This window comes from Halomonas sp. IOP_6 (genome assembly GCF_021151565.1).
Taxonomy (GTDB): Bacteria; Pseudomonadota; Gammaproteobacteria; order Pseudomonadales; family Halomonadaceae; genus Vreelandella; species Vreelandella alkaliphila.
On the sequence record NZ_JAIRBO010000003.1, the window covers coordinates 463,898 to 480,022 of the forward strand.

General features: G+C 53.9%; 11 protein-coding genes. 2 read left to right on the forward strand and 9 right to left on the reverse strand.

Features of this window, described 5'->3' with window-relative positions; translation table 11 throughout:
* The first annotated feature begins 36 nt into the window (after window positions 1-36).
* Window positions 37-3,984, forward strand: a complete 3,948-nt coding sequence (locus K7H08_RS08325; protein WP_231657673.1) for a hybrid sensor histidine kinase/response regulator — start codon at window positions 37-39, stop codon at window positions 3,982-3,984.
* A gap of 217 nt (window positions 3,985-4,201) precedes the next feature.
* Here the strand turns inward: K7H08_RS08325 and K7H08_RS08330 are convergent, their stop codons facing one another.
* From K7H08_RS08330 to K7H08_RS08340, 3 genes are all read right to left on the reverse strand, one after another.
* Entirely contained in the window at window positions 4,202-4,864 is a 663-nt protein-coding gene (locus K7H08_RS08330) for a response regulator (protein WP_009721286.1), read from the reverse strand.
* A 273-nt stretch (window positions 4,865-5,137) separates the two neighbouring features.
* Window positions 5,138-7,087, reverse strand: coding sequence for an acetate--CoA ligase (acs, locus tag K7H08_RS08335; RefSeq protein ID WP_198350221.1), 1,950 nt, complete (start codon window positions 7,085-7,087; stop codon window positions 5,138-5,140).
* A 169-nt stretch (window positions 7,088-7,256) separates the two neighbouring features.
* Entirely contained in the window at window positions 7,257-7,805 is a 549-nt protein-coding gene (locus K7H08_RS08340) for a SprT-like domain-containing protein (RefSeq protein WP_287706192.1), read from the reverse strand.
* Between the two features lie 90 nt (window positions 7,806-7,895).
* Here K7H08_RS08340 and K7H08_RS08345 point away from each other — a divergent pair, with 90 nt between their 5' ends.
* Complete coding sequence (locus K7H08_RS08345; RefSeq protein ID WP_231657675.1) at window positions 7,896-8,570, forward strand: YecA/YgfB family protein; 675 nt, start codon at window positions 7,896-7,898, stop codon at window positions 8,568-8,570.
* A gap of 18 nt (window positions 8,571-8,588) precedes the next feature.
* On the opposite strand, the gene K7H08_RS08350 is transcribed toward K7H08_RS08345, so the two are convergent.
* From K7H08_RS08350 to aceE, 6 genes are all read right to left on the reverse strand, one after another.
* Window positions 8,589-9,710: a phospholipase D-like domain-containing protein gene (locus tag K7H08_RS08350; RefSeq protein WP_231657676.1), complete on the reverse strand. Its 1,122-nt coding sequence runs from the start codon at window positions 9,708-9,710 to the stop codon at window positions 8,589-8,591.
* 27 nt (window positions 9,711-9,737) lie between these two features.
* Complete coding sequence (locus tag K7H08_RS08355) at window positions 9,738-10,457, reverse strand: class I SAM-dependent methyltransferase (RefSeq protein WP_231657677.1); 720 nt, start codon at window positions 10,455-10,457, stop codon at window positions 9,738-9,740.
* On the reverse strand, window positions 10,454-11,155 hold the full coding sequence (gene tsaB / locus K7H08_RS08360) for a tRNA (adenosine(37)-N6)-threonylcarbamoyltransferase complex dimerization subunit type 1 TsaB (protein ID WP_038477993.1): 702 nt from the start codon (window positions 11,153-11,155) through the stop codon (window positions 10,454-10,456). The genes K7H08_RS08355 and tsaB overlap by 4 nt, the downstream gene beginning before the upstream one ends.
* Window positions 11,156-11,264: 109 nt before the next feature.
* A complete protein-coding gene (gene adk / locus K7H08_RS08365; protein WP_231657678.1) occupies window positions 11,265-11,918 on the reverse strand; it encodes an adenylate kinase in 654 nt (217 codons plus the stop codon).
* 250 nt (window positions 11,919-12,168) lie between these two features.
* Window positions 12,169-14,226 carry a dihydrolipoyllysine-residue acetyltransferase gene (gene aceF / locus K7H08_RS08370; protein ID WP_231657679.1) on the reverse strand — a complete coding sequence of 686 codons (2,058 nt, stop codon included), beginning with the start codon at window positions 14,224-14,226 and terminating at the stop codon, window positions 12,169-12,171.
* Window positions 14,227-14,284: 58 nt separating this feature from the next.
* A partial coding sequence (gene aceE / locus K7H08_RS08375) for a pyruvate dehydrogenase (acetyl-transferring), homodimeric type (protein WP_231657680.1) occupies window positions 14,285-16,125 on the reverse strand: 1,841 nt, incomplete at its 5' end.

The following is a 16,125-nucleotide window of genomic DNA, read 5'->3' on the forward strand; positions in this document are numbered from 1 at the left end:
CGTCGCTAGGCGAAGCCTTCAACGTGGGGAGACGACATGTTTCATGGCGGTCTGCTGGTCGCGGTATCACTGCTTTACATTGCGGTGCTGTTTGGAATTGCCTGGTTCGGTGATCGCCGTGCACGGACTCACGGCGCCAGCCGCCGACGGCCAATCATTTACAGTTTGGCATTGGCCATTTACTGCACCTCGTGGACGTTTTACGGCGCGGTGGGGCAAGCAGCCACGGCTGGCTGGTCATTCGCCAGTATCTTTGTCGGCCCGATATTAACGTTTCTGCTATTTTGGCCTGTTCTGGCAAAAATGATTCGCGTTGCCAAACATCAAAACGTCACGTCAATCGCTGACTTTATTGCTTCCCGTTACGGCAAAACCCAATCTCTTGCGGCGTTTGCTAGCTTAGTTGCCCTCATTGGTACCCTGCCCTACATTGCTCTGCAGTTAAAAGCGGTGTCTACCACCTTTAGTGTGCTTACCGACGCAGCGGATATGACCCATACGCCGCTGTTTGGCGACACAGCGTTTTATGTCGCTATCGTCATGGCAATCTTCGCCATCCTTTTTGGCACTCGCCACACAGACGCGACAGAGCACCACGAAGGGCTGATTCATGCGGTAGCGTTTGAATCTCTGGTAAAGTTGCTGGCGTTTGTTGTCCTCGGCGCGTTTGTTACCTGGGGCATGTTTGATGGCCTGGGTGAACTAATGGGCCACGCCGAAAGCCAATTGGAGTTGCAGCGCCAGCTAGCCAATCAAGATTTTGGCCAAAGCTTCTGGGCGCAAACGCTGCTCGCCATGCTCGCCATACTTTGCCTGCCTCGTCAGTTTCATGTGGCAGTGGTGGAAAATATCCACCCAGATGATGCAACGAAAGCACGCTGGCTATTTCCTCTTTACTTACTCGCAGTCGCCTTTTTTGTGGTGCCTTTGGCGGCAGCTGGTTTACTGCTGTTTTCTGAAAGCGGGGTTGAGCCTGATACTTACGTACTTGCTCTTTCGATGGCGTCTGGCCAGCAGTGGCTGACCCTTCTCACCTTTATTGGCGGATTTTCTGCCGCGACAGGGATGGTTATTGTGGCGGCAGTGGCAGTTTCTATCATGATTTCTAACGAGATCGTGATCCCAGCGCTCTTCAGGTTGCGTTGGTTCGACACCAAAGCTCGCGACTATGGCCGCTTAGTACTCCGCGCGCGCCGCCTCACCATTGTCGCTGTTCTGGCAATGGCTTACGGCTTCTATCAGCTCATTGCCGAATTCACCTCGCTAGCCTCAATTGGCATGCTGTCCTTTGCGGCCGCCGCTCAGTTTGCCCCCGCGCTCATCGGCGGGCTGTATTGGAAGCGCGGTAACCGCCTCGGCGTTATCGTTGGCATGAACGCAGGCTTTGCGATTTGGGCATACAGCCTGCTAATGCCGGCTATGATCAACGCCGGTGTGCTTCCTCAAGCCTGGCTAGCGGGCGGCCCTTTAGGGCTTAATTGGCTATCGCCCACAACCCTATTTGGCTTAAACCTCGGCGACCCATTTACCCACGGGGTCATGCTGTCGCTGGGTATCAACTTGTTCTGCTATATCTTTGTTTCACAGGTGACTTCTCAGCGGGTTGTCGAGCGTATTCAGGCATCGCTGTTTGTCGATAGCGTTGAAACACGCCAAACATCCGTAAACCGCCCTTGGACAGGCGCCACCACTGTCGGTGACCTTAAAGTACTTTGTGAGCGTTTTCTTGGGGCAGGCCAAGTGGATCGCGCATTTGAGGATTACGCACGACGCGCGGGCAAACCCATGGAAGATAGTTCACGGGCGTCTATCGACGTCATCCAATTTACTGAGCGCTTTCTTGCGTCAGTGCTAGGTGCATCGTCAGCACGCATAGTCGTTAACTCGGCGCTTCAGGGGCGCGGCATTGGCATTTCAGATGTCATTTCAATCGTTGATGAAGCCTCTCAAGTCTTAGAGTTCAACCGCGCACTACTGCAAGCCACCATTGAAAACATCAACCAGGGTATTAGCGTGGTTGACCAAAATTTGCGCTTGGTGGTGTGGAACCAACGCTATTTAGAGCTGTTCCGCTTCCCTGATCACTTGATACGGGTCGGCGCCCCCATGGATCGCATTTTTCGCTACAACGCGCACAACGGCGAATATGGTCCAGGAGACCCAGAGGAGCACGTCCAACTGCTGCTCGACAACATTCGCGACGGCCAGCCCCATCGTTATGTGCGTTACCGCCAAGATGGCAGTGTATTGGAAGTCCAAGGCAACCCGATGCCTGGCGGTGGTTTTGTCTATACCTATCAAGATATTACTCAGCAGAAGCGCATCGAAGAGGCGCTGATCCGCTCTGAAAACAACATCCGTATCTACACCGATAATGTACCCGCGCTGATTGCCTATTTTGATAAAGAGTGCCGTTACTTATTCACCAACCGCGCCTACGAACAAGCTTTCGATATTGATCGTAATGCCGTGATTGGACGCCGATACGAAGACGTATTACCGGTTAAAAAAGCTGAAGAGCGCATGCCATGGGTTCAGCGAACGCTTGCAGGCGAGCGCGTCAGTTTTGAAGTCTCAATGCGCGTTAATGATGCCATGCGCTATATGCTGGTCACCTATACGCCCCACTTTGGCGATAGCCAGTCGATTTTAGGTTTCTTCGCGCTTTATCAAGACATTACTGAGCGCCGCCAAGCTGAAATCGCCTTGAAAGAGACCAACGAAACTCTGGAAGAACGTGTTCGCGAGCGCACACAAGCACTTTCCGAGGCCAACGCGGCGCTGCGCCAAGAGAACCGTGTGCGCGCTGAAGCAGAGCAAGCGCTGCGCCAAGCGAAGCAATTAGCTGAAGATGCTAACGCTTCCAAAACGCGCTTTTTGGCTGCCGCCAGTCATGACTTATTACAGCCGCTGAACGCAGCCCGGCTGTTTACTTCCGCATTAATGCAGAACGTCACCGCTAGCGATACCCAGCGTACCATCAGCCATATTGATAACTCACTTCAAGCCGCTGAAGAACTGCTTGGCACTCTGCTAGATATTTCAAAGCTTGATGCGGGTGCCCTCACACCGCGACGCAGCCACTTTGCACTGGCGGATATTATTCGTCCACTGCGTGCCGAATTTGAAGTAATGGCCGATGACCGTGGACTGGATCTTGTCGTCGTACCGACGCAACAATGGGTAGATTCCGATCCGCAGATGCTTCGCCGGATTGTACAAAACTTTCTATCCAACGCGATTCGCTATACCCAAGAAGGTCGTGTACTACTAGGCTGTCGCCGCCAAGCAGGACGACTTTCCATAGAGGTGTGGGATAGTGGGCCCGGTATTCCTGAGTCTAAGCTAACGGAAATTTTCCAAGAGTTCCGCCGATTGGATCAAGTCTCGCGTCATAAAGAGAGTGAGAAAGGGCTCGGCTTAGGCTTATCAATTGCCGATCGTATGAGCCGTGTACTTGACCACCCAATTAAGGTTCGGTCCTGGGTAGGTGTGGGGACTGCATTCTGCGTCAGCGTTCCCATTGTTGCCGCCCGTGAAGTAACCTTAGCAGACCAAGAACCTCAAAACCGCCGGAGTGGTAATAAGCTAGCGGGTACCCGCATTGTGTGTATCGATAACGAAACGCTCATTTTAGAGGGCATGACGGCCATGCTAAGCGGCTGGGGATGTGAAGTATTTACCGCGACCAGCATCGGCGGTGCAAAATCGATTCTGCGTAACATGGACGGCGACCCCGACGCCATCTTGGCAGACTATCATCTGGACAATGAAGTCACGGGGCTAATGGCACTCGAGGCCCTCAGTGAGCGCTTCGAAGGAGCCGTACCGGGCATTGTGATTACCGCCGACCGCACGGAAGCGGTGGCCGAAGAGATTAAGCGTGCGGGTTATCAACTGCTGCTTAAGCCGGTCAAACCTGCCGCGCTGCGCGCGCTTTTAACTCGCACCCTTCAGGCTAGCCGAGCAGGAGGGAAAACGTAATGATACGTCATACCGTCATTCCCGAATGGGGTTATCGGGAATCCAGTTTGACCTTACCCGCTGATGCCTGGGAGCCTGCTTTAAAATGGATTCCCGCTAAAAGCATGTGGGAATGACAGAGCAGCGAGACAGATGCACTAGACCATCATTCCCGAAACGAGACAGATGCACCATACCGTCATTCCCGAAGGGGGTTATCGGGAATCCAGCTTACCCTTCAAGAAGAAACTTTCGGCGGTTCCACTTCAAGTTTCTGAGCAGCAATAACAGCCTGGGTGCGCGAGTGCACTCCCAGCTTGCGCAGAATAGCCGTCACGTGGGCCTTAATAGTGGCTTCTGAGACGCTAAGCTCATAGGCGATCTGTTTATTCAACAAGCCTTCCGTCAGCATATTGAGCACACGAAACTGCTGCGGCGTCAGTGAGGCAATTGCCTCCGCAAAACGCGACTCTTCTTCGCTGGTTTCATCTAAGACGTTCGCCAACGCTTCTGGCAGCCAAACTTCCCCTTGCAGGATTTCCCCCACCGCTTCAGCAATCAACTGTAGCGAGGATGATTTAGGAATAAAGCCTGACGCGCCGTAGTCAATTGCACGACGTACTACATAGGGCTCGTCACTGCCTGAAACAACCGCCACCGGAATATCGGGCATCTGGCCACGCAATTGAATCAAACCTGAAAAGCCATGCGCTCCTGGCATATGGAGGTCTAGCAAAATCAAATCAGCATCAGGGTGTCGATTAACGACCTCAGTGGTGGCTTCCATGGTGTCGGCTTCGACAATCTCAGCCTGGGGGGCTAACTGGCGCAACGCCTGGGTGAGCGCTGCACGAAACAGCGGATGGTCGTCTGCGACGATAAACTTATGGGCTACTGCCATGGATATTCCTCCGGTTCCTCGAGCAGCGGGGTTGGCTACCGCCGCGACGCTAGGCTCATACGGTTGAAGCATGGTACCCCATGGGCTTCGTCATTCCCAAGCATCACATGCACTATTTGTCATTGATACGTCATCCAAACAGAAATAACAGTGCCGGCTCCATGGCCGGCACTGCAACGGATCTATCCAGTTTGCCTTATTTAACATAGCAAATGAATGACATCCGTCATTTAAAAGTGCCCCCATTAGAAGGATAACTGGGGGCAAAAAACATTACTGGTTGGCACGATGCTCAATGAGTTCGTCCACCACCGACGGATCAGCCAGCGTGCTGGTGTCCCCCAGGCCATCACACTCATTGGCCGCAATTTTACGTAAAATGCGCCGCATAATTTTACCAGAACGTGTTTTTGGCAGCCCAGGAGCCCACTGAATTACATCTGGCGATGCAATCGGGCCAATATCTTTACGTACCCATTGGGTCAGCTCTTTCTTGAGTTCATCCGTGGGATCAATACCATCATTAAGTGTTACATAGATATAGATGCCTTGGCCTTTAATATCGTGCGGAAAACCGACGACGGCGGCTTCTGCCACTGCCGAGTGAGCAACCAGAGACGACTCTATTTCAGCAGTGCCCATACGATGGCCTGAGACGTTAAGTACGTCGTCAACCCGGCCTGTAATCCAGTAATAGCCATCCTCATCCCGGCGGCAGCCATCTCCTGTAAAATACATGCCGTCGTAAGTAGAAAAGTAGGTCTGTACAAAGCGTTCGTGGTCGCCCCAAATGGAGCGCGCTTGGCCCGGCCAGGAGTCGAGAATGACTAGATTGCCTTCCGTCTCGCCTTCCAATTTATGGCCTTCATTATCCACCAGCGCGGGGTTCACACCAAAGAAGGGCGTTGTAGCAGAGCCAGGCTTTAGATCAGTAGCGCCAGGAAGTGGCGCGATCATAATGCCGCCCGTTTCGGTTTGCCACCAGGTGTCCACAATAGGACACTTCTCATTGCCAATAACGCGATAGAACCACTCCCAAGCTTCTGGGTTGATAGGTTCGCCTACAGAACCTAGCAAGCGCAGTGAGTCACGTTTGCTAGAGTCCATCACGTTATCACCATGCGCCATTAATGCACGGACAGCAGTAGGCGCGGTATAGAGGATATTGACCTGATGTTTATCGACAATTTCGCCCATTCGCCCATGGCTTGGGTAGCTCGGTACGCCCTCAAACATTAGCGTGGTTGCACCATTGGCAAGCGGTCCGTACACGATATAGCTATGGCCCGTCACCCAACCTACGTCCGCTGTACACCAGTAAACTTCGCCTTCTTGATAGTCGAAAACATACTGATGGGTCATCGCTGCGTAGGTCAGGTAGCCGCCAGTGGTATGCTTTAAGCCCTTAGGCGCACCGGTTGATCCAGAGGTATAGAGAATAAACAGCGGATCTTCGGCATTCATGGTTTCAGCTTGGCATTCGGTAGATTGCTTATCCACCAGCTCGTCAAACCAAATGTCACGGCCTTCCTTCCAGTCAATATCACCGCCTGTACGCTTCACCACCAATACGTTTTTGCACACATCAGTGCCATCGCGCGTCAGAGCCGAATCGACATTCTCTTTAAGGGGTACGTGTTTACCACCACGCACTGACTCATCAGCAGTGATCACCAGTTTAGAATCAGCACCAATTACCCGCTGAGCGACTGCGTCCGGCGAAAAGCCGCCAAACACAACAGAGTGCACTGCACCAATACGGGCACATGCCAACATGGCCATGGCCGCCTCGGGAATCATCGGCATATACAGCGTCACTGTATCGCCTTTCTTTACCCCCAGCGACTTCAGGCCGTTGGCCAGCTGGTTAGTGCGCTCATAAAGCTCACGGTACGTAATATGTTTTGAATCGTTAGGATTATCTCCCTCCCAGATAATCGCTGTTTGGTCGCCACGCTTCTCCAAATGGCGATCTAGGCAGTTGGCGCTAACGTTTAGCTCACCATCTTCAAACCAGCGAATATCAACATTATCGCGTGCAAAGGAGGTGTTTTTAATCTTGGTTGGCGCCTTGATCCAATCAAGACGCTTTGCTTGCTCAGCCCAGAAACTCTCCGGGTCGTCCATGGACTGCTGATACATTGCCGCATATTTATCTTTATCAGCCCATGCACTGGCAGCGATACTATCGCGCACTGGATAGACGTTTTTATGCTCGCTCATGAAGTTGCCTCTGTCCGTGAAATTGCACTCTCTAGAAAATGGTGTCGGTATTATTGTTAGTCGCACCGACGCGCTTAATATTTACCTAGCATAAACCTCCCAACGCCGGCTTCCCTTTAGACATTGGTATTAACATTTTTAATATTTAAAACAATAGGTTAAAACACTTTCAAGGTTTTTTAAAAGCACTGTAGACCAAGGTCTGATCACAATGACTGCAGCGATAGCGACGCCCCTTTACCACTAAAGAATGACGCCTGGCTGTGAAACAATGCGTTTGACAGTCACATTGATAATAATATGGCCGAGACTGGGCATCCTGAACATCAAAGCGATGAGTCACCTTAGGCTCAAGGCCAAACAGGTCTCGCATGACAGCTTGCCATTCTCGACCATGCGGTTTGAGCCGCGTGCCATTGGCTAAATGAAAGACTAACCAATGCGCCATTTCATGGGGAATCACCTCGTCAAAAAACGCCTGCCGATTATTGCTCAGTAAAACAGGATTAAAACGCAGCCCGCCACGCCCTAGATGCGCCTGCCCTGCTGAGGCACCTTTTAGGTCGAACCACACCTTTGGCGCTGGCAGCGCAGGATAGACTTCTTGGCAGCGTTTTAACGCTTCATCAGTTCTGTCTCGCACGGCGTGCATGAGCGCCTCTGAAGATAGTGTCGCAAGTTTTTCAGCAGGCCATGGGGGCAGTGGTAAAGTCTTCATTAGTGATAAACTAACCAGTAACGATGTTGCCAACGAGTGTTGCCGATCAACATCTTTTTCTCAAAGACGATTTTTATGATGAGGCCCCTTATGGCAGAGCGCAATAACGTTCCCGCAGCAACGTCGCCCAATACCACCCCACCTCAGCCGCTACTTGATGACGAGCAACTTGATCGATTGGATGACTTTCTCGACTCAGAGCAGGTCGGCGAAGATGCGCTGGACCTTATCTCTGCCCATGGTTTTTTAGTGGCGCTGGCGGTTGCCCCTAGCGAATTCCCTACCAGTCAATGGCTAACTGAGCTGTTTCAGGGAGAGCCAAGTTATCAGGACGATGCCGAACGAGACGAGATTATCCAACTGTTAACACTGCTACGTGACAACGCCGTCGCAGTGCTTGAACAGGGCGGTTTACCAGAGCTACCCTTCGAGCTAACGCTAGATGGCATCCCCGCTGAGGAAACGCCCATCGGCGACTGGTGCGCGGGGTTTATGGAAGGTGTCTTTAGCGACGAAAGCGCGTGGTTCCAAGATGACGAAGAAGCTGCCGCCACGCTACTGTTGCCCTTTATGTCGCTCTCAGGTTTATTCGATGATGAGCCAGAAATGGCTGAGATGGCCCAAGATCAGGCCAGTCAGGAAACCTTTGTTGCTCAATTGCCAGAATTAGTCCTGGATCTTTATCTTCACTACCGCGTGCCCCCCGAAACGCCAAAGCCTAAGCCACGCAAGAAAACACCGGCCAAAGGTAAAAAGCGTCGATAGCCGATTGTTAGCCGCACATTATTTAAGACGGGTGACAATACCATCCACTACGCCATAGACCCACTCTCGGGCTCGCTGCCACCAGGGTCGTGCGGCCCAGGCGGCAGCATCGACTTCTTGGCTGGCGGCAAAGTTACGCTCAAACAGCGATTGAACTTGCTTGGCGAAGGCTTGGTTTTCTACTTCTTGATTAGCTTCAAGGTTCCAGTGCAGATTCCAATGGTCGAAGTTGCATGAACCAAGACTGACCCAGTTATCTGCTAACACAAACTTGGCATGAATAAACGTGGGCTGGAACTCAAAAATCCGCACGCCAGCTTTTAACAACGCTTGGTAAAACCGTTGTCCTGCATAGCGCACACCTGGGTGGTCATGTTTACTACCCGGTAATAGTAAACAAACATCCACGCCACGCCGTGCTGCGCGAATAAGACGTCGGCGCAGCGTGAAGGTCGGCACAAAATAAGGTGTACATAGCCAAAGTCGCTTGTTTGCCTGATTTACCCGCGCATAGAGCGAGTGGCGAATAGCTTGGTAACGATACCCCCTCGCTGACATTACACGGCCACGTATGCCATCAGCATAATGCACTGCTGTCCGCTGTGGCGGCAACACTGAACTAGCCTGCCCATCACCTGCTTGCCGTGTTAACCGGGAACGCCATAAACGGCGAAAAAGCTCTTCCCAATCAGCGACCACAGGGCCTTCGATGCGCACCGCAATTTCGTACCATGCTTCCAGAAACTCATCCACCGCGCCAAATCCGCCGGTAAACGCAACCTCTCCATCCACGACAACAATTTTGCGGTGATCACGGCTTAAGTTACGAGCCAGCGAGTGAAAACCAATGGGATTAAAGAACCGTAATGCGACACCTGCTTGCTCTAGGCGTATGCGGTCACGATGTTCCAATCCCATAGAGCCATAACCGTCGAGCAGCAAATACACTTTTACACCGCGCTCAGCAGCGTCGATCAGCGCATTACTCATCTGGCTCGCTAACTTACCTGACTCCATCAAGTAGAGCTCCACCAGCACGTAGTGCTCCGCTTGACTAACTGCATCAAACATAGCTGGCAAAAATCGCGTTGCTTCCGGCAACAGAGTAGTGCGGTTGCCTTCACGCCACACGTGCTGCATAGAGACTCCTTCTCTTGAAGAAACGGCTCAGCGACGAGCCAGCGAGCGATGGACGTATAAATCGTAACGGCTCGTTTTACCTTCTAGCGTATGCTGCGGCGCTGGGCCATCGATAGGGGGAGCTTTGCGGGGGCGCTTGACCACCACTCGATGCGTTGCTACATCCAGCGCTGCTTCTAATAAGCGCGGTGCATCATCGTCATCTCCCGCCAGCTCTCGAAACAAGCGCATCTCTTTTTTGACCAACGCCGACTTTTCACGGTGCGGAAACATCGGATCAAGATGAACAACCTCAGGATCAAAGGCCGCGCTTTCCACAAGGGCAGCCAGCTGCTCAGCGGCATCACCATGACGAAGCGTCATACGCAAGGCAATCTCTGCTGTCGCGTCTGTTTTTGCGGCACGCGCAAGGCCATCTCGAAGCAGCGCAGCAATCGCCGCGACACGTTCAATTAATAAGACATTTGCGCCCAGGCTTGCCAGTACAAACGCATCCCGGCCCAAACCAGCAGTGGCATCCACGACGTTAGGTGTGATGCCTTTAGCAAGCCCACAGGCTTTTGCCACTAACTGCCCGCGACCACCACCAAACTGACGGCGATGGGCTGCCTTTCCAGCGGCAAAATCCACGCTAAGCGGTTTTCCGTATTGACGCTCATCACCTGACAGTGCCAATTGGCCATCAACGTAGCTAAGCGCCAATCCTGAAGGCAACACAAGCGTCTCTGGGCTTACCGTATGGCTCATGCTGGCTTTTTCCAGGCCACGTCGTTGCGCAAATAAACTGGCTGTGCTTCATGGGCTGCCTGACCTAACCCCGCTTCCAAATCACGAACGGCGAGCCATGCCATCTCTTCGGCCCGTGGCTCAAGATCAGTGAGATGCTGAGACATATTGGCCTGTAGGCTTAACGCAAAGTCATCCCACAGCGTAAACCCCGAGCCCACGCCTACCCAGTCGGCCTCCTCCGCAGGCAAATGAAAGTTAGCAGGCGCCACGACCACTTCGTCACTTTGCAAGCTAAGCGTGTCATTTAAACAGTGCCAAGTAGCCGCATAGATTTCGCCCATACGGGCATCTAACGCGGTCACTACATGACGAAAATGGTAGCGGCGATGGGCCTGAAGCGCGAGCGCTTCCAAGGTGGAAATACCCAACAATGGACGATCCAGCCCAAACGCCAAGCCTTGCGCTGCACCGGCAGCGATGCGCAAGCCGGTGAATGAGCCGGGGCCACGCCCAAACGCAACCGCATCTAGCTGCTGCGTAGCAATATTGGCCTCAGCGAGAATGTCATCCACCATCGGCATTAAGCGCCGGGTATGGGCCCTTGGCGTCATTTCGAATCGCGCCAAGCATTCACGCTGGCTACCCTGCTGGCGTAATAAAGCTGCAGAGCAGGCACTAGAAGATGCGTCCAGTGCGAGAAGGTATAACGATGACATCGATTCTGCACTCCATAAAATAGACCGTCATTATACCTTTACGCGGCCTCAACGACGATGGCCCGCAGGTAACCTGCGGGCCATCGTGTAACTCACTAGCATGTGCTACTTAGCAAAGCGCTTCTTTCACTTGCCGAGTAATGTCAGCCACGCTGCCTACGCCTTCTACGCGATGATACTGCGGCGCGGCCTCAGGGTCTTCTTTCGCCCACTGCTGATAATAATCTACCAACGGTGCAGTTTGGTCGTGATAAACCGACAGACGGTTGCGCACGGTAGACTCTTGATCATCTTCACGCTGAATCAGCGCTTCCCCAGTCACGTCATCTTTACCCGGCTCTTTGGACGGATTATGGTCGACATGGTAAACACGCCCAGATGCCGGATGCACGCGACGCCCTGCAAGACGGCTCACAATTTCTTCGTCTGGCACGGCAATTTCCAACACGTGGTCCAGCTTAACGCCAGCCTCTTTCATCGCATCGGCTTGCGGGATGGTGCGCGGAAAACCATCGAACAAGAAACCATTTCCACAGTCGGGTTGGCTAATGCGCTCTTTAACAAGATCGATAATGACATCGTCGGACACCAAACCGCCGCTATTCATAATCTCTTTTACTTTGAGACCCAATTCGGTACCGTCCTTGATGGCCGCGCGCAGCATATCCCCGGTGGAAATTTGAGGGATCTTAAATTGCTCACAGATAAACTGAGCCTGAGTCCCCTTCCCCGCGCCGGGGGCACCCAACAGGATTAAACGCATGGCACTGCTCCTTGAATGTTAGTCGTTAGATATGAATAATTTTTGAATAATGGACTGACAATAACCGTGCCGTTCGGATGACACAACTCCCCAAAAGCCTGATAACGCATTTTTTTAACATTTTCTTAAGCAAAAACAGTCAGGTGGCAATTTCTTGTACTTTGGTCACCCCTTCTTTGCAGACCTACTGAACTGTTTTAAACACAAGCGGCGCCCTATTGGGCGCCGCTTTTGGCTTACTGTGAGACGATTACAGCAGTAATCGGCGAATATCCGTCAGCACATCGGCCAGGAAGGCCGTAAAGCGGGCGGCATCCGCACCGTTAATCGCCCGGTGATCGTAGGAGAGCGATAGCGGCATCATTAAGCGCGGCTGGAAGGCACTGCCATCCCATACCGGTTTCATCTGCGCTTTCGACACCCCTAGGATCGCCACTTCCGGCGCATTAACGATCGGTGTGAACGCAGTTCCACCAATCGAGCCAAGGCTCGAAATGGTGAAGCAGCCACCGGTCATCTCATCACGCTTAAGCTTCTTGGTTTGCGCTTTCTTGCCTAGCTCCGCCATCTCCTTGGCTATCTCGATCAAGGATTTCTTATCGGCGTTGCGCACTACCGGCACCATCAGACCGTCCGGCGTATCCACGGCAATCCCAATATGCACGTAGTTTTTCCATACCAGCGTTTCGCCGTCACCTTTCAGGCTGACGTTGAACTGGGGGAATTTACGCAGGGCAAAGGCACAGGCCTTGACCATAAACGGCAACGGTGTCAGCTTAGCGCCCTGGGCTTCGGCCTCGGCTTTCATGGCTTTACGGAAGCTTTCGAGCTCGGTAATGTCGGCCTCGTCGAACTGCGTCACGTGAGGCACATTGAGCCAGCTGCGGTGCAGATTGGTCGCGCCCATTTTCAGCAGGCGGCCCATCGGCTTCTCTTCTACGTCACCAAACTGACTGAAGTCGACTTCAGGTATCGCGGGAATGCCAGCACCACCACTCGCTGCAGGGGCAGCCGCTGTTTGTGCTTTACCCTGGCTGGCAATGGCCTGCTTCACGTAGGCCTGCACATCCTCTTTCAGCACCCGGTCTTTCGGGCCACTAGGCTTAACAAGACCGAGGTCTACGCCGAGCTCACGTGCCAGCATGCGTACTGCGGGGCCTGCGTGTACCAGTTTCCCATCGCGAGGCTTATGAGAGGCCATCTGCGCTTCAGGGCTAGGCGTACCTTCTGGTGAAGCGGCAGGCTTTGCACTTGACTGACTAGTACTTGACTGACTAGCACTAGAGGATTGAGCGTTCTCCGGCGCGGCTTTTTTAGGGGCTACCTTCTTGGCACCCGCCACTTCTATATAGCCAATCACATCGCCTTCAGAGACGGTGTCACCCTCTTTTACGGTCAGCTCTAAGAGCTTGCCTTTGTAAGGGCTCGGCACGTCCATCGACGCTTTGTCAGATTCCAAGGTGATCAACGGGTCTTCTTCGTTGACCTCATCACCTGCCGCCACACCAATTTCGATAATCGGCACGTCAGAAGAACCTGACAAATCAGGTACACGAATCTCTTTGCGCTCAGGCTCACCGCTACCGCTATCTTCTTCAACGGCAGGCTCGTCAACAGCCGCTGCTTCCGGCGCGTTGCTGGCTTGGCTAGCGGCTTGCGCTTGCGATGCAGCTTCTTCAGCCGATGCATCACCGTCTTCGCCAGCGATTTCCATCTGGCCGATCACGTCGCCTTCCGAGACGGTGTCGCCTTCCTTGACGTTCAGCGCAACAATCTTACCGCCGTGCGGACTGGGCACGTCCATGGAGGCTTTATCCGACTCCAGGGTGATCAGGGTGTCTTCAGCGTTGACCTCATCACCGGCGCTGACGGCGACTTCGATGATTTCAACGCTGTCGGAACCGCCCAGGTCAGGCACCTTGATGTCAACGGTTTGCTTGCCGCCGCTGGCTTTCTTCGCTGCCGGTGCGGGGGCTGCTTCCTGCGTTGGTTTGTCTTGTTTCGCTAGCGCGTCGTTGGGCTGGCTGTCAGACGCGGGGGCTGACGTCTCTTCGCCACCGTCTGTGCCGCCTTCAACCTCCAGCTCAACGATGTCGTCGCCTTCGGAGACAGTATCGCCTTCTTTGACCAGCACTTTGATGACCTTGCCGCCTTTCGGGGCCGGGACGTCCATGCTGGCTTTGTCAGATTCCAGGGTGATTAGGGTGTCTTCCGCTTCAATGACGTCGCCTTCTGACACCGCAATCTCGATGATTTCGACATCGGTATCGCCACCGATATCGGGAACTTTGATGATTTCGCTACTCAAGGTCGCGCTCCTTCCAAATCGGATCGAGCCGGCGGGCATCTGCCCGCCGGGCAGCGGTTTAGCTGGTCAGCGGGTTCGGCTTGTTGGCGTCAATGCCATACTTCTTCAGCGCCTCGCCGACGTGCTTACGATCAAGCTCACCGCGGTCTGCTAGCGCACGTAGCGCCGCCACGGTGACGAAGTAGCGGTCTACTTCAAAGAAGTAGCGCAGCTTCTCGCGGGTGTCGGAACGGCCAAAGCCGTCCGTGCCCAGCACGGTGTACTCGCTGGGTACCCAGGCACGCACCTGGTCGGCGTAGAGCTTCATGTAGTCGGTGGAGGCAATCACCGGGCCGTCACGGCCTTCCAGGCACTTCGTCACGTGGGGCTTGTTGGCCTCGGCATCCGGGTTCAGGAAGCCTTCACGCTCCAGCAGCAGCGCTTCGCGGCGCAGTTCGTTAAAGCTGGTGACGCTCCAGATATCCGCGCCAATGCCCCAGTCGTTAGCCAGCAGCTCTGCGGCGGCTTCGACTTCGCGCAGGATGGTGCCGGAGCCCATCAGTTGCACGCGGCCTTTATCGCCCTGCGTTTCGTTGAGCAGGTACATGCCTTTGACGATATCGTCGGTAGGCACGTTCTCAAGCGCGGGGTGCTCGTAGTTTTCGTTCATCACCGTCAGGTAGTAGAAGCAGTTCTCTTTGTCGGAGAACATGCGCTTCAGACCATCCTGGAGGATGACCGCCACTTCGTGGGCGTAGGTCGGGTCGTAGCTGCGGCAGTTGGGGATGGTGGAGGCTTGAATCAAGCTGTGGCCATCCTGGTGCTGCAGACCTTCACCGTTGAGCGTGGTACGCCCGGCGGTGCCGCCGACCATAAAGCCGCGGGCTTGCAGGTCACCCGCGGCCCAGGCCAAGTCACCAATGCGCTGAAAGCCGAACATCGAGTAGTAGACGTAGAACGGCAGCAGGGTGACGTTGTTGTTGCTGTAGGACGTCGCGGCGGCAATCCATGCGGACATGGCACCGGCTTCACTAATCCCTTCTTCGAGAATCTGGCCTTTCTGATCCTCGCGGTAGAACATGATCTGGCCTTTATCGACCGGCTCATACTTCTGACCTTCCGAGGTGTAGATGCCGAGCTGACGGAACATGCCTTCCATGCCGAAGGTACGCGCTTCGTCAGGAATAATCGGGACAACATGTTTGCCGAGCTTCTTATCCTTCACCAGACCGTTCAGGACGCGCACGAACGCCATGGTGGTCGAGACTTCGCGTCCTTTGGAACCGACCATTTGCGAGGCAAAGGTTTTGTCGTCCAGGCTGGGGATCTCCAGCGCCTCAAAGTCACTGCGGCGGCTCGGCAGGTAGCCGTTTAAGCGTTCCCGCTGCAGGTGCATGTATTTCAGCTCGGGAGAGTCTTCTTCCGGCTTGTAATAGGGCACATCTTTAAGCTGCTCGTCGGTGAGCGGAATACCGAAGCGGTCGCGGAATTTACGCAACGCCTCGTACTCCATGCTCTTGACCTGGTGGGACTCGTTGGCGGCTTCGCCATCGCCACTGCCCATGCCGTAGCCTTTGACGGTGTGCGCCAGAATGACCGTGGGCTTACCGTTGGTCTGATTGACCGCTTCGTGGTAGGCCGCGTAGACCTTGAACGGGTCGTGGCCACCGCGGTTGAGCTTCCAGATGTCTTCATCAGACAGGTCGTTGACCATCGCTTCGGTTTCGGGGTACTTACCGAAGAAGTGCTCACGGGTGTATGAACCGCCGTTGGCCTTGTAGTTCTGGTACTCACCGTCGACCGCTTCATCCATGCGTTTTTGCAGGATGCCTTTCTTGTCCTTCTCGAACAGCGGATCCCAGTGACGCCCCCAGACCACCTTGATGACGTTCCAACCGGCACCACGGAATACGCCTTCGA